The sequence below is a fragment of the Actinoplanes sp. CA-030573 genome, from assembly GCF_050951115.1.
Lineage (GTDB): Bacteria > Actinomycetota > Actinomycetes > Mycobacteriales > Micromonosporaceae > Actinoplanes.
The window spans coordinates 8,157,454-8,179,315 of record NZ_CP192038.1; the positions used below are offsets into that span (position 1 = coordinate 8,157,454).

The 21,862-nt window shown below is 71.3% G+C and carries 18 protein-coding genes; 12 read left to right on the plus strand and 6 right to left on the minus strand.

The window, feature by feature from the left end:
• Nucleotides 1-15: 15 nt before the first annotated feature.
• From ACQP2F_RS37555 to ACQP2F_RS37570, 4 genes are all read left to right on the plus strand, one after another.
• Nucleotides 16-777, plus strand: coding sequence for a glycerophosphodiester phosphodiesterase family protein (locus ACQP2F_RS37555; protein ID WP_433296100.1), 762 nt, complete (start codon nucleotides 16-18; stop codon nucleotides 775-777).
• Between the two features lie 357 nt (nucleotides 778-1,134).
• Nucleotides 1,135-2,685 (plus strand): hypothetical protein, encoded by a 1,551-nt coding sequence (locus ACQP2F_RS37560; RefSeq protein WP_433296102.1) that lies wholly within the window; start codon nucleotides 1,135-1,137, stop codon nucleotides 2,683-2,685.
• A 93-nt stretch (nucleotides 2,686-2,778) separates the two neighbouring features.
• Nucleotides 2,779-3,609, plus strand: a complete 831-nt coding sequence (locus ACQP2F_RS37565; RefSeq protein ID WP_433296104.1) for a siderophore-interacting protein — start codon at nucleotides 2,779-2,781, stop codon at nucleotides 3,607-3,609.
• Between the two features lie 51 nt (nucleotides 3,610-3,660).
• On the plus strand, nucleotides 3,661-4,848 hold the full coding sequence (locus tag ACQP2F_RS37570) for an MFS transporter (protein ID WP_433296106.1): 1,188 nt from the start codon (nucleotides 3,661-3,663) through the stop codon (nucleotides 4,846-4,848).
• A 46-nt stretch (nucleotides 4,849-4,894) separates the two neighbouring features.
• Here ACQP2F_RS37570 and ACQP2F_RS37575 read toward each other — a convergent pair whose 3' ends face one another.
• The 4 genes from ACQP2F_RS37575 to ACQP2F_RS37590 are packed head-to-tail and all read right to left on the minus strand — an operon-like array spanning nucleotide 4,895 to nucleotide 10,102.
• Entirely contained in the window at nucleotides 4,895-5,938 is a 1,044-nt protein-coding gene (locus ACQP2F_RS37575; RefSeq protein ID WP_433296108.1) for a hypothetical protein, read from the minus strand.
• A complete protein-coding gene (locus ACQP2F_RS37580; protein WP_433296110.1) occupies nucleotides 5,935-6,333 on the minus strand; it encodes a PadR family transcriptional regulator in 399 nt (132 codons plus the stop codon). Before ACQP2F_RS37580 ends, ACQP2F_RS37575 begins: the two co-directional genes overlap by 4 nt.
• Nucleotides 6,334-6,364: 31 nt before the next feature.
• A complete protein-coding gene (locus ACQP2F_RS37585) occupies nucleotides 6,365-7,414 on the minus strand; it encodes an alpha/beta fold hydrolase (protein WP_433296112.1) in 1,050 nt (349 codons plus the stop codon).
• Between the two features lie 57 nt (nucleotides 7,415-7,471).
• Nucleotides 7,472-10,102, minus strand: coding sequence for a glycosyl hydrolase (locus ACQP2F_RS37590; protein WP_433296114.1), 2,631 nt, complete (start codon nucleotides 10,100-10,102; stop codon nucleotides 7,472-7,474).
• 152 nt (nucleotides 10,103-10,254) lie between these two features.
• On the opposite strand from ACQP2F_RS37590, the gene ACQP2F_RS37595 reads away from it, so the two are divergent.
• The 3 genes from ACQP2F_RS37595 to ACQP2F_RS37605 all read left to right on the plus strand — a co-directional run bounded on the left by ACQP2F_RS37595 (nucleotide 10,255) and on the right by ACQP2F_RS37605 (nucleotide 13,370).
• A complete protein-coding gene (locus tag ACQP2F_RS37595) occupies nucleotides 10,255-11,040 on the plus strand; it encodes a class I SAM-dependent methyltransferase (protein WP_433296116.1) in 786 nt (261 codons plus the stop codon).
• Nucleotides 11,041-11,131: 91 nt separating this feature from the next.
• Entirely contained in the window at nucleotides 11,132-11,896 is a 765-nt protein-coding gene (locus ACQP2F_RS37600) for a polysaccharide lyase family 7 protein (protein WP_433296118.1), read from the plus strand.
• Nucleotides 11,897-11,954: 58 nt separating this feature from the next.
• Nucleotides 11,955-13,370 (plus strand): sulfatase-like hydrolase/transferase, encoded by a 1,416-nt coding sequence (locus ACQP2F_RS37605; RefSeq protein WP_433296120.1) that lies wholly within the window; start codon nucleotides 11,955-11,957, stop codon nucleotides 13,368-13,370.
• Here ACQP2F_RS37605 and ACQP2F_RS37610 read toward each other — a convergent pair.
• On the minus strand, nucleotides 13,362-14,189 hold the full coding sequence (locus tag ACQP2F_RS37610) for an LLM class flavin-dependent oxidoreductase (RefSeq protein ID WP_433296122.1): 828 nt from the start codon (nucleotides 14,187-14,189) through the stop codon (nucleotides 13,362-13,364). The two genes, ACQP2F_RS37605 and ACQP2F_RS37610, sit on opposite strands and share 9 nt — an antisense overlap.
• 289 nt (nucleotides 14,190-14,478) lie before the next feature.
• Here ACQP2F_RS37610 and ACQP2F_RS37615 point away from each other — a divergent pair, with 289 nt between their 5' ends.
• Nucleotides 14,479-16,476, plus strand: coding sequence for a M4 family metallopeptidase (locus ACQP2F_RS37615; protein WP_433307749.1), 1,998 nt, complete (start codon nucleotides 14,479-14,481; stop codon nucleotides 16,474-16,476).
• Between the two features lie 23 nt (nucleotides 16,477-16,499).
• Here the strand turns inward: ACQP2F_RS37615 and ACQP2F_RS37620 are convergent, their stop codons facing one another.
• The gene (locus ACQP2F_RS37620) at nucleotides 16,500-18,872 is read right to left on the minus strand and encodes a hypothetical protein (protein ID WP_433296124.1); all 2,373 of its coding nucleotides are present in this window, start codon (nucleotides 18,870-18,872) and stop codon (nucleotides 16,500-16,502) included.
• 93 nt (nucleotides 18,873-18,965) lie between these two features.
• Between ACQP2F_RS37620 and ACQP2F_RS37625 the strand changes: the two genes are divergently transcribed.
• From ACQP2F_RS37625 to ACQP2F_RS37640, 4 genes are all read left to right on the plus strand, one after another.
• Nucleotides 18,966-19,187, plus strand: a complete 222-nt coding sequence (locus ACQP2F_RS37625) for a hypothetical protein (RefSeq protein WP_433296126.1) — start codon at nucleotides 18,966-18,968, stop codon at nucleotides 19,185-19,187.
• A 17-nt stretch (nucleotides 19,188-19,204) separates the two neighbouring features.
• Nucleotides 19,205-20,335, plus strand: a complete 1,131-nt coding sequence (locus tag ACQP2F_RS37630) for an SPFH domain-containing protein (RefSeq protein ID WP_433296128.1) — start codon at nucleotides 19,205-19,207, stop codon at nucleotides 20,333-20,335.
• A gap of 88 nt (nucleotides 20,336-20,423) precedes the next feature.
• A complete protein-coding gene (locus ACQP2F_RS37635; RefSeq protein WP_433296130.1) occupies nucleotides 20,424-21,182 on the plus strand; it encodes a M23 family metallopeptidase in 759 nt (252 codons plus the stop codon).
• Nucleotides 21,183-21,295: 113 nt separating this feature from the next.
• Nucleotides 21,296-21,796, plus strand: coding sequence for a CAP domain-containing protein (locus ACQP2F_RS37640; RefSeq protein ID WP_433296132.1), 501 nt, complete (start codon nucleotides 21,296-21,298; stop codon nucleotides 21,794-21,796).
• The last annotated feature ends 66 nt before the right edge of the window (nucleotides 21,797-21,862 follow it).

Sequence of the window (21,862 nt, forward strand, 5' to 3'; positions counted from 1 at the left end):
CCGTAGGATGCGGCCGTGACCGGTTACGCCTACCTGGACGGTCCCACCCCACTCGCGTTCGCCCACCGCGGCGGCGCCGCCACCGGCGACGAGAACACCGCCGAGGCATGCGAGCGGGCGGTGAAGCTCGGTTACCGGTACGTCGAGACCGACGTGCACGCCACCGCCGACGGCATCCCGGTCTTCTTCCACGACGACACCCTGTCCCGGGTGGCCGGCCGGCCCGACCGCATCGCCGATCTGCGCTGGGCCGACCTCGCGACGGTCCGGGTCGGCGGCGCGGCCGCGATCCCCCGGCTCGACGAGATCCTCGGGTCCTGGCCGGACGTCCGGTTCAACATCGACATCAAGGCCGACGGCGGCGCGGCCCCGACCGTGTCGGTCGTCCACGCGGCCAAGGCCGAGGACCGGGTGCTGCTCGCGTCGTTCAGCGACGCGCGACTGGCCCGGCTGCGCGCGCTGGCCGGGCCGCGGGTCGCGACGTCGGCCGGCATGCGCTGGGTGACGCGACTGCGGCTGGCCGCCTGGTGCGGGGTGCCGCTGCGGCCGCCCGCCTCGGTGGTCGCGGCCCAGGTGCCGGTGCGGCACGGACCGGTGACCGTGGTCGACCGGCGGTTCGTCCGGTACTGCCACCGGATCGGCCTGCAGGTTCACGTGTGGACGATCGACGACCCGGCCGAGATGACGCGGCTGCTCGACCTCGGCGTCGACGGCATCATGACCGACGACCTCGACGCGCTGCGCGACACCTATCTGGCGCGCGGCGTGTGGCGCTGAAAATGGCGCCTCAATTCCGACTCCAAGCTTTTTCTCAGCCCGGCCGGCGTCGCCATGGTTTACATTTCTTTCGAGACCGGCCCGGTCACGGCCACGACACGTCCGGTCACCGGCGCCCACCGAGGCGTTTCGGGAAAGCCGCTGGTCAGCGGGAAATTTCCCGGATCTTGTTGAACTCCGAGCATCCTCCGTTCGGACGATGCTCGGGGTTCGGATCGATCGGCATATTTCTTCTTTAAGTTTGGGATAAGAATTCATCAAAGTCGCTGCGCGAATTGCTATTTCGCGGCCTGCCTCTTACCGTTCGAGGGCCGGTTGCAGGGAGCCGGACGAATTCTTCGAAGGCAGGTATCGCGCATGCGTAGGTCGGCTTACCGCCGCGCTGCCGCACCAGGCGGCAACCGGCGGCTACTCGCGGTCGGTGCGGTCATCGCCGCGCTGGGCGCGGTCGTCGCGTTCACCACGATCTCCAGCGCCGCCGAGAACGACAAGCCGGCGGGCAGCGGCGCCGGCAAGGTGGTCAACGGGCAGGTGATCCTCACCGACACGTGCGTGGACAGCAAGCTGGAGGGCCACGACGGCTTCCAGAAGGGCGACCGTTGCGTCTCCACCGAGTTCGGCGAGGTCAGCTCCGCCGCCAACAACTCGTCGCTGCTGATCACGCGGGCGCCGCGCCAGGTCACGGTCAACACGCCGTTCACGCTCACGGTCAGCACCCGCAACCTGATCCGCGACCGCTTCCTCGCGGCGGGCAAGGGCGGGTACTACGTGGAGAGCTCGGTCCTGCAGGGTGGCATCGAGCGGGGGCACTTCCACACCGCCTGCCGGATGCTGCCGAACACGAAGGAGGCGCCGGACCCGTCGCCGGTTCCCGCGTTCTTCGTGGCCACCGAGGACCAGAAGGGCGGCAAGGCGCCCGACTCGGTGGTCATCCAGGTGCCGGGCATGCCGAGCATCGGCACCGCGCAGTGCGCCTCGTGGGCCGGTGACGGCTCGCACCGGGTGCCCATGATGGAGCGCGCCAACGAGACGCCCGCGATCGACGCGGTCCGCATCACGGTTCGCGCGGCCGGCGGCAACAACGGCGGCGGCAACACGGGCGGGAACACCGGCGGCAACACGGGTGGAAACACCGGCGGCAACACGGGTGGAAACACCGGCGGCAACACGGGTGGAAACACCGGCGGCAACACCGGTGGCAACACGGGTGGGAACACCGGCGGGAACACCGGTGGCAACACGGGTGGAAACACCGGCGGCAACACGGGTGGAAACACCGGCGGGGGCAACGCCGGCGATGGGAACACCGGCGGCAACAACGGTGGGAACACCGGTGGCGGGAACAACGACGGTGGGCAGAACGCGACCACCGCGCCGACGACGTCGCCGACCAAGGCCGGCAGCGCCACGCAGCCGACGACCAAGGACGACTTCACGCCGAAGGCGACGCCCAGCACCACCAAGCCCAGCACCACCAAGCCGAGCACGACCAAGCCGGCGACCTCGACGACCAAGAAGGCCGAGTCCGACGAGAACGCCGAGCCGGCTTCCACCCGTACGGCCGGCGACGAAACGGCCTCGGACGACACCGAGAGTGCCGACACCACCGAGAGCGACACCACGCAGGAGAAGCCCGCGGCGAAGCCGAAGGCGAGCAAGAGCACCGAGGCCGCCGCGGCGGGCGACGACTACACCTACTCGAACGACGACGGCGTGCCGAACTCGGGCGAGAAGCCGCCGACGGTGGACCAGGTGGCCGCCCAGACCACCCAGGAGAAGAGCGGCGTGCTCGCGCTGACCGGCAGCAACACGGTCGCCTTCCTCGGCGGCGCGGTCGTGCTGATGCTGGCCGGCCTGACGGTCATGGCGCTGACCCGGCGCCGGCGTCCGGGAACGCCCTGGGAGTGAGTAGTAAGGCATGATGGCGGCCCGCACCGTGCGTGCGGGCCGCTTCCCTGTCTGCGGTGAGGGTAGCCTTACCGGCGACGAGGGAGGAACAGCATGCCCAACAGGCCGGCGCGTCCCGCACATCGGGCCACCGTCACCCGGGTCGAGCAGCTCACACCGCACATGGTCCGGGTCGTCCTGGGCGGCGAGGGACTGCGCGCGATCACCGCGGGCGACTACACCGACCACTACGTGAAGGTGCTGTTCCCGGCGCCCGGCGTGACCTATCCGCAGCCGTTCGACCCGGCCGCGGTCCGCGAGACCATGCCGCGCGAGGCGTGGCCGGTGACCCGCACCTACACGGTCCGCAAGTGGCTGCCCGAGATCCCCGAGATGTGGCTCGACTTCGTGGTGCACGGCGACGCCGGCATCGCCGGCCCGTGGGCGGCGCGGGCGAAGCCGGGCGACGAGATCGTCTTCTCCGGCCCGGGCGGGGCCTACGCCCCGAGCCCGGACGCCGACTGGCACCTGCTGGCCGGCGACGAGAGCGCCCTGCCGGCCATCGCCGCCGCGCTCGAGGGCATGCCGGCGGGCGCCACGGTCCGGGCGTTCCTCGAGGTCGCCGGCCCCGACGAGGAGCAGAAGCTGGAGACGGCGGCGGACGCCGAGATCGTCTGGCTGCACCGCGGCGCCCGGCCGGTCGGCGAGCTGCTGGCCGGGGCCGTCCGCGGCGCCACGTTCCCCGAGGGCCGGGTGCACGCGTTCGTGCACGGCGAGGCGAACTTCGTGAAGGACGCGCGCGGCTTCCTCCGCAAGGAGTGCGCGATCCCGCTCGAGCAGCTGTCGATCTCCGGCTACTGGCGGCTGGGCCTGAACGAGGACGGCTGGCAGTCGTCGAAGCGGGAGTGGAACCAGCAGGTGGAACGCGAGCAAGAAACGGTGTGAGGGCCCGCACTCGGCCGCGCGCTCCGGGCCCGCAACGCCGATGATGTGTAAGTGGTGACTGCCCCTCAGGAGCTGACCAGCCCGGTTCGTGCCCGCGTCGTGGCGGTGCTGGCGCTGCTGCTGGCCGCCGTGAACCTGCGGCTGGCGGTGACCAGCGTCGGCCCGGTGCTCAGCGAGATCCGGGGCGGGCTCGGCATGAGCTCGTCGATGGCCGGCCTGCTGACCTCGGTGCCGGCCTTCTGCTTCGCCGTGCTCGGCCTCGCGGCCCCCCGGCTGGCCCGGCGCTTCGGCGCGGCCCGCGTGATCATCGCCGGCCTCGCGGTGCTGGCGCTCGGCTTGGCGCTGCGGCCGTACGCTCCCGGCTCGGTCTTGTTCTTGCTGCTCAGCGTCGTGGCCTTGGCCGGCATCGCGGTCGTCAACGTGCTCCTCCCGATGATCGTCAAGGAGCAGTTCCCGACCCAGGTCGGCTCGATGACCGGCCTCTACTCGGTGGCGCTGAACCTGGGCGCCACGCTGGCGGCGGCCGCGACCGTGCCGCTCACCGACGCGTTCGGCAGCTGGCGGCTGGGCCTGGGGTGCTGGGCGTTGCTCGCGCTGATCGCGCTGCCGGCCTGGCTGCCGCTCGCGCGCACGACGACGCATGCGAGCGCACAGACCAACCCCACCGATCTCGTACGCGTGAGCCGGCACCCGGTAGCGTGGGCGCTGGCCGTCTACTTCGGCATGCAGTCCACCTCCGCGTACGTGATCATCGGCTGGTTGCCCCAGATCTACCGCGACGCCGGCCTGTCCGCCGACAAGGCCGGTCTGCTGTTCGCCACCACCTCGTTCCTCGGGGTGCCGCTGGGGTTCGCCCTGTCCGCCCTGGCCGGCAAGATGCGCAGCCAGAGCGGGATCGCCCTGGTCCTCGGCCTGTTCGGCATCGCCGGCTACCTCGGCCTGTGGTGGGACCCGGCCGCCGCGCCCTGGCTGTGGGCCGTCCTGCTGGGCGTCGTCAACACCGCGTTTCCGCTGGTGCTGACCATGATCGGGCTGCGCGGAAGCTCGCCGGCGACGGTCGTGCGGTTGTCCGCGTTCGCCCAGGGGGTGGGCTACCTGCTGGCCATCCCCGGACCGATCCTGATCGGCGTGCTGCATGACCACACCGACGGCTGGCGGGTGCCGTTGGCGCTGATGGTCGGCTTGATGATCCCGCAGATCATCGCGGGCGTGGCGGCGGGGCGGGATAGGCAGGTCTGAGGGGTCGCGAGCCGGCTTCACACCCCGGGCTCGCACCGCGATGACGCTAGCCGAGAGCGATTGTCGACTCCTCGGCCGGCCGGGATGTTGCGGCCGCCACCAGCGCTACGGCCAGCAGCAGGTAGCCGAGGAAACCGCACCCGAAGCCGTACGTCAGCGACAGCGTCCAGAACGGCTTGCCCGGCGCCCCGGTCCGAGTCAGCTGGCTTCCCAGGAACAGGAAGCCGAGGACGGCCTGCGGCACGAGCAGGGCCAGCGCGATCACGGCCGACGTGCCGCTCACGGTGCGGACCGCGGCCGTCGCTGCCTCGGTGCGACGGCTCGCCCAGCCGGTGACCAGCCATCCGATCAGGGCGCCCACGAGCAGGCCGACCGCGGTGAACGCGGTGACGTACCACGGCGTCAGGCGGTCCAGCGTCGCGGTCGCGTCGAAGGAGCCGGGCGGCGTGTCGACCACGTCGATGGTGGTGTCGATGCGCAGGGCGTAACCGCCGCGGGTGGCCTCGAACGTGCGGCCGGTGTCGTCGACCGTTCCGGAAGCGATGTCGGTCGGTCCGGTCACTTCCGCGGCGGTCACCTGCCAACCGGCGGCGGCCAGGCGGGCCTGGGCGGCAAGGGTCCAGGTCGCGTAACTGCCGGGCAGGAAGCGGGACTCGGGGCCGAGGATCAGCGTGGAGAACTCGAAGTCCTCGTCGTGACCGTGGAGGAACACCTGGGCCGTCGATCGGTCGGCCATGTCGAAGAACAGGCCTTCGCCTTTGCGGTCGGCGAAGGCGGGGGTGCCGGGGAAGAGGGTCCCGGTGATCTCGGCGAGCGCGGCGCCGGTGGGATAGCCGGGGACGGCCTCCCAGGCGGCGCGGGCGGCGATGGCCGCGCCGAGGAAGCCGGAGATCAGGGCGATCAGGGCGGCCAGCACCACGATGCCGCGGCCGGCCGGGCGGCCGAGGCGGGCGCGCAGGCCGCAGCGCAGCAGGTTGGCGGCCTCGCGCGGGGACGGGTGGGTGCGGCCGGCCTCGATCAGCGTGTCGAGCAGCTCGGCGCGACGGCGGCCGGGCGGATAGGCCCGAACCAGCAGGCGGTAACCGGTCACGAGGTCGCCGCCCCGAAGACGGTCGCCGGCCCAAGAGCGGTCGCCGCCCGGAAAGCGGTCGCCGGGCCGAGATCGGGACGACGGGCGGCCAGCTGCCGGACCGCGGTGCGCGCGTTGCTCTCCAGGCGGGCGACCTCGGCGTTCAGCGCCGCCACCCCGCCGCTGGTCAGGCGGTAGTACCGGCGGTCGCGCCCGTCGACCTTCTCGTCGTGGTCGACCTCGACGAGGCCCTCGGCCGTGAGCCGGTCGAGGGCCGCGTAGAGCGTGCCGGCCTGCAGCGTCACCAGTCCGCCGGACAGGACGGTGACCTCCCGGATGATCCCGTAGCCGTGCCGGGCGGCCTGCGCCAGGGCGGTCAGGATCCAGAACGTCGGCTCGCGCATCGCCTTGGCCATGCGACGAATATAAAGATGATCTGAGTATCGGTCAAACGAGCTTCAGCAGCTCCGCGGCCACCTCGGCCGGTCGCTCGACGTGCGGCGAGTGCCCGCAATTCTCCAGAACCAGTTCCCGGTACGCGCCGCCGGCCGCCGCGTAGCGATCCAGGACGGCCCGGGTCTGGCTCACCATCGGCTGCGGCGGGCACGCCTCGGCGCCGGGCCAGCCGGGGACCGCGCCGAGCGAGCCCAGATAGGCCAGGTCGAAGAAGGAGGTGTCGGAGACGATCGCGTCCCGGTCGCCGCGCACCCAGGTGATCGGCGGCTTGACGGCCACCGCGACCAGGTCGTCGGCGACGTTGAAGTGGTTGGGCGCCATCGTGTTCAGCACGCCTCGGTCGCCGGGGGCCATGCCCGGCCAGTTCTCGCTGGGCTTGCTGTCGCCGGGATAGTTGTCGTCGCCGATCGCCGTCGACAGCACGGTGTCGAGCAGCAGCTGCTCATCCTCGCCGAGCGAGGCCGGGTCGGCGACGTAGGCGGTGCGCAGCACGGTGAGCGGGCTGGTCGGTCCCTCGGCGCCGCGGTCACCCTCGGCGATCCGGCGGACGAAGTCGGGGTTACCGGTGCCGCCGCCGGTGCCGGCGAAGTCGGGCGAGGTCGGCGTGCCCTCCAGGTCACGGGTGCCACCGAAGCCGTACGGACTGAGCGGCGCCTCCAGCAGCAGCGAGGACACCCGCCCGGGGTGGTCGATCAGCAGGTGCATCGCCACCCCGCAGCCCATCGAGTGCGCCGCGACCGTGACCGCCCCGCCCGGAGCGAGGGCCGGGAAGAGATCCGGCTCGTCGAGCAGCGCGGCCACGTCGTCGGCGAAGTCGCGCAGGCCACGGGTGGCGTCCACGGGCGCGGTCTCGGACCGGCCGTACCCGCGCAGGTCGGGCGCGACGATCCGGAGCGTGGGCGGCAGGTGCCGCAGCAGCGGCCGCCAGAAGTCGGCGGACGAGCAGTTTCCGTGCACGAGCAGCACCGGGGTGCCGTCGGCCGGGCCGGTGAGCAGGACGTTCAGCGCAATGCCGGGTACCGCGACGGTTACCTCTTCCATCGCCGAAGCGTCCCACCACCGGCCCGGGCCGTCAGTGTGTCCGGACCACATAACCCGCTATCTGTGCAGCGAGAATGCCCAGATGCCGCGCCCGTGGGTGGCGACGAGCAGCCGCCCGTACGGGTCGAACTTCAGTTGCGTGACGGTGGTCGTCGGCAGGCCGCGACCCAGCGTGTACCAGGTGCCGCCCCAGGGCGGCCGGAAGAAGACGCCGGAGTCGGTGCCGACCGCGACGCCGCCGATGCCGGGCACGAGCCGGATCGCGTTGGCCGGGATGTCCGGCAGGTTGCCGGAGATGTCGGTCCAGTGCTCGCCGGCGTCCCGCGACTCGAAGACGTGGCCGACGCCGGCGCCGGGACCCTCGGTCCACTTCCGGGAGAAGCCGTTGATCGACACCACCACGTGCTGCGGGTTGGTCCGGTCGACGTCGAAGCCCGACACGTACCGGTTCGGCAGCGTGCCGTCGACCGGCAGGGTCAGCTGGTGCCAGCCGGTGCCGTCGGTGCGGCCGACCGCGATGCCGCGGGTGAAGCCCTGGTTGTTGCATGGCCCGCACCAGCCGGCGTAGACGAGGCCGCCACTGGTCGCCACCGCGGTGGCCACGTGCCCGGCGCCGAGGTCGGCCAGTGAGGTCCACTGCTCGCCGGAGCGGATGGCGTAGCCGAGCGTGTTGAGCCAGACGTGCTGGCCGCCGGCGATCCAGACCTTGCTGTTGCGCGGGTCCTGGGTGATGGGGGCGATGAACCGGGCCAGGCCGTCGTCGGCGTCCGGCGGCGCCACCTCGTAACTGGTGGCCAGGGCCGGGTTCTCGGTCCACGAGCCGTCGTTGACCGCGCAGTTGTTCGTCACCCAGATGGTCAGGTAGACGTACTCCTCGGCGATGTTGCAGCCGTTGGCCGGGTCGACGATGGTGTCGCCGCCGTCGCCGCCGAAGTTCGAGCCCATCACCCGGTCGCCCGGGCGCAGGATCGACTGGCCGTTGTCCTGCAGGCCGCCGGAGATCGCGAGGCCGTGCCGGTCGCGCCCGGCGTCGGCCGAGTAGTACTGCAGGACGTCCATGCTGCCGTCGTTGAGCGACGTCCAGTCGGTGGCGTGCCCGGAGGCGTCGGCCTGGCCGCGGACCGGCCGCCGGTACGCGCCGCCGTCGTCGCCGACCACGACGTACGACTTGCCGTGGTCCCGCCCGACGGCGACCGAGTGCTGGTCGGCGTGGGTGGTCTGGTGGCAGTCGCCGGTCTGCTTGGCCGGGTCGATGTTCCAGCACGGGAAGCCGAAGTTCCAGTACGGGCCCGGGGTCGTCCAGCTGGCGCCGGCGTCGGTCGTCTCGAAGACCTCCTCGAGACCGGCCCACACGTGGTCGCGGTTGGCCGGGTCGACCTGCAGGAACTGGTTGTACCAGGCCTGGATGCCGGGCATGTAGCCGGGATCGGTCAGGGCCGAGCCCGAGGCCGCGAGCTTGTGGTAGTCGGCGGCGAGCGTCCACGGGCCGGCCGGCGAGCCGGAGAGCGACACGAATATGCCGCCGAGCGCGCTGTCCGGGTTGGTGGCCAGCTGGGTCGGCGACTGCTCGATCGCGTACAGCCGGGAGCCGTCGGATGCCGCCGCGAAGGTGACCAGGCCGACGTCGCCGGGCCCGGAGGGCAGTCCGGCCGGCGTCGTCCGCTGCCACGTGCCGCCGACCTGGGTGTAGAAGCCGTTGTAGGTGTCGCCGCTGCGCCAGCCGGCCGCGATGATCACCTTCGACGGGTCCTTCGGGTCCGCGGCGAAGTCGTTGGCGATGTTCTTGTAGGGCGCGCTCGGGTCGGCCGCGCTCGCGCCGCCGGCCAGGAAGGCGGGGTTCGGCGCGAACACCCTGGTCCACGGGCCGTGCAGGTTGCTCAGCGAGTGGGTCCAGGCGCCGCTGCTGGTCGCCGCCCACACCGTGTTGCCGATGAAGCGCAGCTTGCGGATGATCGTGCTCTCCAGCTCGGTGCCGCCGACCCGGGTGCCCGGGGTGAACGTCCCGCTGCGCGGGTTGCTCAGCACGTAGACGCCGGTGCCGACGAACGAGGTGGCGCTGGTGTTGGCCTCGCCGGTCGCGTACCAGAGCCGGCCGCGCGGGTCGAGCCGCAGGTCGCCGGTGGACGGCGAGGGCAGCTTCTCGGAGATCGGCTGCCAGTGGCCGCCACCCTTCGACGAACGCCACACGCCGCCGTTGGCCGCACCGGCGTAGACATAGCCGTAGTTGTCCGCGGCCAGGCCGGTGACGCGCCCGGTGACGAATCCGGAGCCGCCGGAGGAGTTGCTGTCGATGTCGCGATAGCGGGGGTCGTCGGAGTTGTACGGCTTGTTGGTGACATGCGTCCAGCTGCCGGGGGTGTGCGGCAGGCTCTGCTGTTGCTGCCAGGCTGCCGAGTAGGCGCCGGGCGCGACGATGCCGGGCGCGGAGCGGGCCTCGGCCCACTGCTCGGCCTGCTCGGCTATCTCCTCCGGGTCCTCGCCCTCCTCGCCGTCCGCCTCGGCCGCGGCTTTGGCCTTGGACGAGAACGACCGCGCCTGCGCGGCGCGGTCGGCGGCGGTCTGCTTGAGATTTCGGTACTGCATCGGGCGGCCGGCGGCATCCGATCCGGTCGCCGACGCCGAGGCGGCCGTCGGCGATATCACCAGGATCAGAGCCGTGGCGGCCACGGCGACGAGACGAGGCTGCATTGCCCCTCCTTGGCTACACTGCGCTGCGGGCTGATCACCACGCGCTCGCGCGCATGTTTCTCGAAACTCGTCGATTGATCAAGATGTCCCTACGAGTTGTAGGGAAAACCCTGTAGCCAAATCGGCACGAAGTGAGAGGTACCTTCCTCCACATGGGAGACGTCTGGGCGGCGGGGGACGAATACGAGGCTTACGTAGGGCGATGGAGCCGGCCGGTGGCGACCGAGTTCGTACGGTGGCTCGGCGTCGCGCCCGGCCGGCGGTGGCTGGACGCGGGCTGCGGGACCGGCGCGCTGACCGGGACGGTGCTGACGGCGGCCGCGCCGGATCGGGCGGTCGGCGTCGACACGTCGCCCGGCTTCCTGCGCCAGGCCCACGGCCACCTGCCGGGCGCCGGGTTCGCGGTCGCCGACGCGGCGGCGCTGCCGTTGCCGGACGGGGTCTTCGACGCGGTGGTGAGCGGGCTGGCGCTGAACTTCGTGCCGCGCCCGCAGGCGGCGGTGGACGAGTTCGCCCGGGTAGCGGCGCCGGGCGGGGTCGTGGCCGCCTACGTCTGGGACTACACCGACGGCATGGCGATGATGCGGCACTTCTGGGACGCGGCGGTCGAGGTCGATCCGGGCGCGGCGGCCGCCGACGAGGGACCGCGCTTCCCGATCTGCCACCCGGCGGCCCTGGCGGCGGCGTGGGCGGGGGCCGGCCTGGCGGCGGTGGCGACCCGGCCGATCGAGGTTCCCACGGTGTTCGCCGGCTTCGACGACTACTGGCGGCCGTTCCTCGGCGGCCAGGGCGCGGCGCCGGCCTACCTGGCCCGGCTGCCCGAGGACCGGCGGGCGGCGATCCGGGACCTGCTCGACGACCGGCTGGATCGGCGGCCCGACGGCTCGATCGCGATGACGGCGCGGGCCTGGGCGGTCCGGGGCGTACGGCCGCGCTGAGATTTAAGGTGTTTAAGGCCAGATCGGCGGGGATCGCTTTATTGTTAGCCGCCTTGCCAATCCCCCGAGACGGCTACAGAGGTCATCCCCCATGAACAAGCGCAAGCTTCTCGCGATCACCGTGTCGGCCGCGGTCGTCGGCGCGCTCGGCGTCCTCGGCATCACCAACGCGTCGGCCGCGACGCTCGACCCGAAGGTCGCACCCGGCGGCAACTTCAACCTGTCGGTCTGGTCCCTGCAGCTGCCCACCGGCTCCCCCGGCAAGCCGGACACGATCTCCTCGGCGCAGCTCAAGGGTGCGAACGGCTACCGCAACCCGGCCTACTTCTTCACCGACAAGAACGACGGCTCGATGACCTTCTGGGCCCCGGAGAAGGGCGTCACCACGCCGAACTCCCACTACGCCCGTTCCGAGCTGCGCGAGAACGGTGAGTGGGCGCTGGCCGGCAACCACACCCTCAGCGCCCAGCTGCGCATCCCCTCGGTGACCAAGAACGTGTGCGTCGGCCAGGTGCACCTCGGCTCCGGCGGCTCGTCGACCAAGCCGTTGCTCGAGCTCTACTACCGGCCCAACGGCGACATCTACCTCGGCACCGAGAACTCGCCCGACGGCGGGCAGACCCTGCACAAGGTCGGCAACGTCGCCCTCGGCGTCAAATGGACGTACGTCATCAACGTCACCGGCAACAAGATCAACCTGACCGTCAACGGGACGAAGACCAGCTACACCATCCCGTCCAGCTTCAATCCCTACAAGCAGTACTTCAAGGCCGGCTCCTACAACCAGTCCTCATCGGACAGCACCACCAACGGCGCGAAGGTGAAGTTCTACGCCCTGACCATCTCGCACAGCTGACGGAACGCTTACATCGCCCGAACGCAAGGGCGGGTGCGCCCGCCCTACCGTTCGCGGCATGATTCCCCGAACAATCACCGCAGCCACCGCGGTCCTCTCGGTACTGGTCGCCGGGGCGTGCACCACCAAGGCCGCGTCCGAGCCGCGAGCGGAACAGACGAACGTCGTCCTCGTCCTCACCGACGACCTCTCCACGAACCTGCTGCCGTACCTGCCGTCGGTGCGGGCGCTGGCGAGCGAGGGAACGTCGTTCGCCAACTACACCGTCACCGACTCGCTCTGCTGCCCGTCGCGGTCGTCGATCTTCACCGGGAACTTCCCGCACGACACCGGCATCTTCACCAACGGCGGGGCCGACGGCGGCTTCGAAACCTTCCACAAGCGGGGCGAGGAGTCGTCGACCTTCGCCACCGACCTGCACGCGGCCGGGTACCGCACCGCGATGCTCGGCAAGTACCTCAACGGCTACCTGCCCAAAGACACCTTTGTGCCGCCGGGCTGGGACGAGTGGGACGTCGCCGGGAACGGCTACGGGGAGTACAACTACAACCTGCTCGAGAACGGGAAGGTCGTCCATTACGGGCACGACTACCTGACCGACGTCGTGAGCAGGAAGGCGGCCGGCTTCATCACCGCTTCGGCCGCGGCCCGCAAGCCCTTCCTGGTGGAGGTGGCGACCTTCGCCCCGCACGCGCCGTACACGCCGGCCGACCAGGACCGGGACGCCTTCCCCGGCTTGACGGCGCCCCGGACGCCGGCCTACGACACGCTGCCCGCCACCGCGCCGACGTGGCTGGCCGGCCGCACGCCGCTGACCGACGCCGAGAAGCAGCAGATCGACCGCGACTTCCGCAAGCGGGCGCAGTCGGTGCAAGCCGTCGACCGGATGATCACGTCGCTGCGGCAGACGCTGGCCACCGCCGGCGTCGCCGACCGCACGCTGGTCGTCTTCACCTCGGACAACGGCTACCACATGGGCGAGCACCGGCTCACGCCCGGCAAACAGACCGCCTTCGACACCGACGTGCGGGTGCCGCTGGTCATGGCCGGTCCCGGCGTGAAAGCCGGCGCCACGGTGACCGCGCCGGCCGAGAACATCGACCTGCGCGCGACCTTCGACGACCTGGCCGGGACCGGGACGCCCGCGACCGACGGCCGCAGCCTCGCGCCGCTGCTGCGCGGCGAGACGCCCGCGGACTGGCGGGAGGCGGCCCTGGTCGAACACCACGGGCCGGACACCGACCCCGCCGACCCGGACCACCCGGCGAAGAACAGCGGCAACCCGCCGACCTACTCGGCGATCCGGACGACCGGCTACACGTACGTCGAGTACGCCGACGGCACGAAGGAGTACTACGACCACGCGACAGACCCCGACCAGCTGCGCAACACCGCCGGCGAGCTGGACGCGGCACGGCTCGCGGCCCTGCACGCCACCCTGACCGGGCTGGTCGGGTGCCACCGGTCATGCTGATCGCAACCGTCTCAGCACCGGGGCGAACTGCTCCATGAACAGGCCGCTCACCCCGACGTAGGAGACGCCCAGCTCACGCCGGCGGCGGGTCAGCTGGTCGGCGATGCGCTCGGGCGAGCCGGTCAGGAAGGCGATGCCGCCGCCGGCTGCCATCGCGCGGGGGTCGCCGCCGACCATGCGGGACAGCCAGGGCGGGATGTCGTCCACGGTCTCGGCCACGGCCGCCACGTTCAGGTGCAGCTCGATGGCCTCGAAGCGGTCGCCGGCGGCCTCGCGCAGGGCGGCCACCGTGCGCGCCAGCTCGGGCTCGGTGGCCTGGGGCGGCAGGCCGAACGCCACGATGTCGGCCTGGCGGGCGGCCAGCCGCAGCATGCGCGGGCGGCTCGCGGCCAGCAGCACGCGCGGCGCGTCCTCCAGCTTGCGGACGGCCGCGACCGTCTCGGCCACCCGCTCGAGCCGCTCGGCCGGGCTGCCGAACGCGCCGCCCAGCGCCTCGGCGTCGCGCTCGGCGCCGGGGCGGCCGCCGCCGAGGCCGAGCTCGAACCGGCCGCCGGAGAGCTGCTGCAGAGTGCCGGCCTCCCACGCGACCAGGCCGGGCGATCGGTTGGGCGCGCTCAGCACGTAGGTGCCCACGCGCAGGGTGCTCGTCACGGCGGCCGCCGCCGCCAGGGCCGGGAACGGCGCGTACGTGTGCAGGGTGTCGGGGATGAGCAGGGTGTCGTAGCCCAGCTCCTCGGCCCGCCGCGCGGTGGCGGCCCACTCCGCGCCCGAGGGCGCCTTGCCGGCGACGACGCCGAAACGGAACTCGCGGTCAGTCATGGCGTTATCGTTCCGGGACGGTTTCATGAACGCGTCCGACCACGGTCTACATCTCTCGTACGACCCAGGTCGTATGGCCGGAAAGCGTTCTCACGCCCGGCGCAAGGGTTTTCCCTGTTTCGAAAGACGCGCGTCGATGCCTAGCGTCCTCGTCAAGTCATCCTGTGTGACTCATCGTCCACCGGATCTTGAGCCTGCCCAGACCCCCGGGCAGGAAAGGAGCACCCGCGTGAAACGTCGAACCCCCCTGATCATCGCGATCGCGTCCGGTACCGCGGCCGCGTCGGCGATGATCGCCGTGGCCGGACCGGCCACCGCGCAGCCGGCCGACCCGGCCGCGGCCGCCAAGACCGCCGCCGCCAAGGCCGACGCCCTCGTCGCGAGCAAGCCCTCGGTCCTGCAGGCGAGCTCGAACGACACCTTCCAGCAGAAGCCGGTGATCACCTCGCACGGGCTGCACTACGTGCCCTACACCCGTACGTACAAGGGCCTCCCGGTCCGCGGCGGCGACTTCGTCGTCATGACCGACGCGAACGGGGCGACGAAATACACCTCGGTCGCGCAGTCGAGCCCGATCGGCGAGCTCTCGACGACGCCGAAGATCGCGGACACGGCCGCCGCGGCGACCGCCAAGAAGCAGCTCAAGTCGGTCAGCAAGGTCGAGGGCACCAACCTGGTCGTGGTCGCGGCCGAGGGCAAGGCCGCGCGCCTGGCCTGGTCGACCACCGTGAACGGGATCGGCGCCGAGGGCCCGAGCCGGCTCACGGTCGACGTCGACGCGCTCACCGGCGCCGTGCTGCGCACCCAGGAGCACGTCACCGACGTGACCGGCACCGGCACCGGCTGGATCAACGGGTCGGTCTCGATCGACACCACCCAGTCCGGTTCGACGTACACGATGCAGTCCTCCACCCAGCCCACGCTCAAGTGCCAGGACGCCGCGAACAACACCACGTTCAGCGGCTCCGACAACGTCTGGGGCAACGGCACCGGCACGAACCGCGAGACCGGCTGCGTCGACGCTCTCTACGTGGCCGAGAAGCAGACCTCGATGCTGCAGGCGTGGCTCGGCCGCAGTGGCCAGAACGGCTCGAACGGCGCGTGGCCGCTGCGGGTCGGCCTGAACGACCAGAACGCGTACTACGACGGCACCCAGGTGCAGATCGGCAAGAACACGGCCGGTCAGTGGATCTCCTCGGCGGACGTGGTGGGCCACGAGCTCGGCCACGGCATCGACGACAACACCCCGGGTGGCATCTCCAACGGCAACACCCAGGAGTTCGTGGCCGACACGTTCGGCGCCGCGACCGAGTGGTACATCAACAACCCGAACGACCCGCCGGACTACCTGGTGGGCGAGGAGGTCAACCTCGTCGGCTCGGGCCCGATCCGCAACATGTACAACCCGTCGGCCCTGGGCGACTCGAACTGCTACTCCAGCAGCGTCCCGTCGCAGGAGGTGCACGCCGCGGCCGGCCCCGGCAACCACTGGTTCTACCTGCTCGCGCAGGGCTCCAGCGGCAACGGCCAGCCCGCCAGCACGACCTGCAACGGCTCGAGCGTCACCGGCCTGGGCATCCAGAAGGCCATCACCATCATGTACAACGCGATGCTGCTGAAGACCTCGAGCTCGTCCTACCTGAAGTACCGGACCTGGACGCTGACCGCGGCCAAGAACCTGTACCCGGGTGACTGCAGCGCGTTCAACACGGTCAAGGCCGCGTGGGACGCCGTGAGCGTACCGGCCCAGTCCGGCGACCCGACGTGCTCGGGCGGCACCACGCCGCCGACCACCCCGCCGACGACCCCGCCGACCACCGGCCCCAGCACCTGCACCTCGGCGCAGCTGCTCGGCAACTCCGGCTTCGAGAGCGGCGCGACGACCTGGTCGCAGACCTCGGGCGTCATCTCCACCGCCTCCGGCACCAACGTCCCGTACGCGGGCAGCTACTTCGCCTGGCTCGACGGTTACGGCACCACCCACACCGACACGCTGTCCCAGTCGGTGACGATCCCGTCGACCTGTACGAACGCGACGCTGAGCTTCTACTTGAAGATCACGTCCTCGGAGACGACGACGACCACGGCGTACGACAAGCTGACGGTCAAGGTCGGCTCGACGACGCTCGCGACGTACTCCAACCTCAACAAGAGCGCCTACGCGCAGAAGTCGTTCAACCTGGCCGCGTACAAGGGCCAGACCGTGACGATCGGCTTCACCGGGACCGAGGACTCCTCGCTGGCGACCTCGTTCCAGATCGACAACACGGCTCTGAACGTGAGCTGACCTTCCACCGGAAAGGGCCGGCGCTACGGCGCCGGCCCTTTCTTCTTCGCCTCCTCCTCGGCTCGCAGCGTCGCGCCGAGGGTGACCGGGCTGGCGCCGGCGCTCTTCAGGAACTTGCGGCCCTCGGCCAGCTCGAAGTGCATCGGGTCGGAGCCGCCCCGCCACGCCATCCCGGCCTCGAAGCCGTGGCTCACCATCGTCTTGATGAAGGCCAGCCCGTACCCGTGCTCGCCGCTGAACTTGCCCTTCTTCGCCTCCGCCTCGCCGCCCTCGGCGTCCGGGGTGAAGAACCCGCCCTTGTTCTCCGGCATCAGCCCGAGCAGCTGGTCGATCGTCGGGTCGTCGGTGGCGAGCTTGCTCCGGAAGACGAAGCCGTTCGCGTTGGTGATCAGCCCGTCCTTCAGGCCCTTGAGGGTCAGCAGCTGGAACTTCTCGTCGATCAGGTCCTGGATGGTCTTGCGGCCCTTGGCCATCGACGCCTTGTCGGTCCCGCCGCCCAGCTCCGCCGTCTTGTCCTCGCGGTACTTGCGGCGCGCCGCCACGTCCTCCTTGGCCGCCGTGATGTCGGCGTCGGTCAGCCCGTAGGTGGCCGCCGACGGCACGATCCGGGCGGCCAGCGCGGTGAAGCGCGGACCGAGCTTGGCCGCCGCCGTCCGCAGCGCGTCGATCGTCGGCTGCTTCAGCGTGCCGGGCTTGACCGGCGTCGCCGGCTTGACCTCGAGCTTCGCCTTCGGCAGCAGGTCGCCGAGCACGTCCTCGACCGGGCCGAGCCCGGTCAGCACGCCGCCGGTCGCCTTCTCGATCGCCTCGAGGTCGCTGCGCCAGCCGTTGTCCGGGTCGGGCAGCGCGCCCTTGGCCGCGTCGATCCGCGCCTGCAGATCGAGGGCGTCGCGGTGCAGCTGAAGCACCTTGGGCAGGTCGCCGCCGGCCGCCTTGACGATCTTGGCCTGGGCCGCCTGCATCTGCTCGATCCGGGCCTGCCGCTCGCCGAAGCCGTAGTCGCTGGTGAGCATGTCGACGTCGACGTTCAGGTCCTTGAAATGCCGGTCGAGGGGCGCGATCAGGGCGTCGATCTTCTTGACCCACGGCTCGAACAGCTTCGGCAGGTCCGGCACGACCGCGGCGACGATCTTGTCGTATTTCTCCTTGGCGTCGGCCACCGCCTTCTTCGCCGCCTCGACCTGCTCGGGGGTCGCCTTCTTCCCCTTCTTCGGGGCGGTGAGCTGGGTCAGCGCGCGCTGCGCCCGGACCACCGCGACCCGGCTCTGCTCGACCTCGCGCAGCCGGTCCAGCGTCGCCGCCGGCAGGTCGGTCTTGAACTTCTCGGAGCCCTCGGAGAGCCGCTTGTACTCCGACTCGACCGAGTCGAGCAGCTTCTTCTGCTCGTTCGCGTCGGCCTTGCCCTGACCGATCTGGATCTCGAGGTCGAGCCGGGTGTCGCCCTCGACGCTGGTCTTCATGTCCGGCCGGCCACCGGTGACGATCTCGAAGAGCTTGATCAGGCGGTCGTCGGTGATCCGGGGTGTCTGGTAGGCCCGCCAGTCCACGGCGAAGCCGACGGCGTGGGTGAACCAGGTACGCCCGTGCTTGCCCGGGTTGAGGTGGTCGCCGCGCATGCCGAGTCCGACGTCGGTCTGCGGCATCGGAACGCCCAGCGCCTCCAGGTCCTTCTTCACCTCGGCCAGCTTCTCCCGGGTCGAGATGTGCGCCCACAGCTGCTCGCCGTCGCCGACGTCGATCGGCGCGATCTCCTGGAAGTGCTTCTGGATCACCGCGTCGTCGTCGCCCATGCACCAGCGCATCGTGTGCATGAACGTCACCCGGTTGCGGGCCCGCGCGTCGGACAGCGCCTTGTTGCCCTCGTCGGCCAGCTTCTCCTGCGCCGCGTCGAAGGTGTCGATCTGCATCTTGATGTGCGCGGGCAGGCTGTCGATCCAGTCGATCGGCGGCGGCTCGACCGCCTTCTTCGGCGGCGGCGGGGTGGTGGCCTGCGCGGCGGGATCCGGCGCCGGCTGCTTCTGCGGTACGGCGGGACCGGCGACCGGCGCGGTGACCGGTCCCGGCGCGGGCGTCTTGCCCGGAGCCGGCCCCGGCGCGGTGACCGGCCCCGGCGCGGGCGTCTTGCCCGGAGCCGGCCCTGGCGCGGTGACCGGTCCCGGCGCGGGCGCCGCTGACCCCGTACCGGCGCCGGAGCCTTGGCCCAGCCACTGCGTCACCGCGCGGTTGCCCGCCCGGCCGGAGAGTCCCGCCACCTCGTCGGTGGCCACCGGGCCGGCGGCCGGACCACCCAGCGCGGCCACCGCCTCCCGGTTGCTCGCCGGCGCCGGGCGCACCCGGACCGGATCGGCCGCCTTCTCGTCCGCCAGCTCCTCCGCCGCGCGGAGTCGTTCCGCCATCCCGCGACCGTAGATCCCCCGGCCCCGCCGTGGTGTCGGCTACCCGTCCGCCCGGGACGGCGAACGCGGGCGCGGCAGGAGCACAATGCAGGCGTGACGAGTGAGACGCTGGTCGGCCGGGTCGGCACGGTGATCACGGCGATCCGCGGCGGGGAGCGCGCAGGAGAGGTACGCCTGCTGGTGCAGGGCATCGCGCATTACTACCTGGCGTACGCCCACACGTCCGTCCCCGCCGGGGCAGAGGTCCTCGTCATCAACAACCGTGGCGCGCGCCAGATCGACGTCGAGCCATGGCCCGTCGAAGAAGGGCTGTAGAAGTGTTCGGTTATCGGGTGCCCGCCCCCAACGAGGCGTTGCTGATCAGCGGCCGCAAGCAGCGGGGTGCGGACGCGTTGCCGTTCAAGATCGTCACGGGGCACGGCGTGTTCGTCATGCCCATCTTCTCCAAGGCGACCCGGCTCACCCTGGCCATGCAGGAGGCCGAGGTCGTCGAGGACTGCTACACCAAGCAGGGCCTCACCCTGTCGGTCCAGGCGATCATCGCGTTCAAGGTCGGCGACGACCACGAGTCGATCGCCGCCGCCGCCCGCCGGTTCCAGGGTGACCAGGGCCAGATGCCGACGCTGGTCGGCCGGATCTTCTCGGGTCACCTGCGCAGCATCATCGGCAGCATGACGGTCGAGGCGATCATCCGGGAGCAGCAGACGCTGGCCGACGCGATCGTCGACGCCAGCAAGACCGAGATGGCCCGGATCGGCCTCGCCGTCGACTCGCTGCAGATCAGCAGCATCGACGACAAGGGCGTGGGCTACATCCGGGCGCTGGCCGCGCCGCACCAGGCGCGGGTCAACCAGGAGGCGAAGGTCGCGCAGGCCGAAGCCGACCGGGAGAGCGCGATGGCCCAGCAGGAGAGCATCCGGCACCAGGCCGAGTACGCGCGGCAGACCGCCATCGCCCAGGCCCGGTACCAGGCGGAGATCGACCAGGCCCAGCAGACCGCGGCCCAGTCCGGCCCGCTCGCCGCCGCCCGCGCCGCCCAGGAGGTGATCAGCGAGCGCGCGCTGGTCGCCCAGAAGAACGCGGCGCTGCGCGAGGCCGAGCTGATCGCCGAGGTGATCCGGCCGGCCGAGGCCGAGGCCGAGCGGATCCGGGCGCTGGCCCGGGCCGAGGCCGACGCCACCAAGCTCTCGGCCGAGGCCGCCGCCGCCCAGGACCGGATCGCGCTCGACCAGGCGATCATCGACAAGCTGCCGGAGATGCTGCGGGCCGCCGCCGAGGGCCTGCAGGGCGCCAACGTGACCGTGCTGGACGGCGCCGAGGGCCTCAACAGCGTGGTCGCGTCGCTCGCCGCCCAGGGCATGACCATGCTGGAGACGATTCGCAACGGCATGCGGATCGAGCCGGTTCAGCCGGTCAAGCCCGGTGACTCGATCGCCCCGATCAGTCCCCGGTCGGTCGCCTGACGCTCACGGCCCGGCCGGTTTGCGGCCGGGCCGTTATATTGGTCCGTCGGTCCCTCATGCGTCGTCGTCGAACAGGAAGAATGATCTTTTGCTTCCCTCCATCCGGAAAGTCGTCCTCGCCGGTCTGAGTGTCGCGGTCGCCGCATCGGCCGCCGCGTGCTCCGGTCAGCCCAAGGAAGAGCCGGTCTGGGCCGGTTCCGTCCAGGGACTGGAGACGCCGGCCGCGACCCCGGCCGCGACCGGCGAGACACCCGAGGCGACCGCGCCGAGCCCGTCCGCCAAGCCCAGGGTGACGCCCTCGAAGCCGGCGGCGACCGCGGTGAAGGTCGGCTACACCTTTCCGGTGACCGGCGGCAAGAGCTCGTACGCGCACACCCACCACGACTACCCGGCGACCGACCTCATGACCGCCTGCGGCAACTCGTTCGTGGCGGTGACCAGCGGCGTCGTGCTCACCACCCGGAAGAAGGACACCTGGTCGCCCAAGGTCAACGCCGGCGAGACCCGGGGCGGCCTGTCGGTCGCGATCCTCGGCGACGACGGCGTGCGCTACTACGGCTCCCATCTGAAGGCGGTCGCCGCCGGCATCGATCCCGGCGCCCGGGTCAAGAAGGGGCAGAAGCTCGGCACGACCGGCGACACGGGCGACGCCAGCGCCTGCCATCTGCACTTCGGCATCTCCCCGCCGTGTTACAAGACCACCGACTGGTGGAACCAGCGCGGCACCCTCTACCCCTGGCCGTACCTGGACTCCTGGCGCAAGGGCGGACAGAAGTCCCCGGTCGCCGCGGTCAAGGCCTGGCAGCAGAAGAACGGCTGCCCGAAGAAACCCACCGTGGATAAGTAAGCCTCGGTAGCACCTCGGTTCGCCCCGGGTGCAGGGTGGTTCGCCCGCTCACGGGCGGCGGCTCCGCCCCGATCGGTATCGCGTCAGCAACCGATCGCAGGAGGAGTCACCACTTGAAGCGTCTCGTCGCCATCGCCGCCCTTGTCGCCGTTCCGACCCTGTTCGGTGCCCCGGCTTTCGCAGCCTCGTCGGCGGCCGCCTCGAAGATTCCGTCCGCCACGGTCGCGGCCGGCTACGAGACCGAGGTCGTGCGCCTGACCAACGTCCAGCGCACCGCCCACGGGTGCGCCGCGCTGAGGATCGACGACCGGCTGATCACCGCCGCCCGCGCGCACAGCAGCGACATGATCGCCGAGAACTTCTTCAGCCACACCGGCTCGAACGGCAGCAACTTCGTCGACCGGGAGGCGGCGGCCGGGTACCCGCGCAAGAGCGCCTCGGCCGAGAACATCGCTTGGGGCTACCGCACGCCGGCCGACGTGGTCAACGCCTGGATGCACAGCGCCGGCCACCGGGCCAACATCCTGAACTGCGCGAGCAAGGCCGTGGGCGTAGGGGTCGCCTACACCGGCGGCGGCGCGCCGTACTGGACCCAGGACTTCGGCCGCAGCTGAGCCGAACGTGCCGGCCCCCACACCTCGCTCCCGGAGGGTGGGGGCCGCGCCGTTACCTCACCCCGG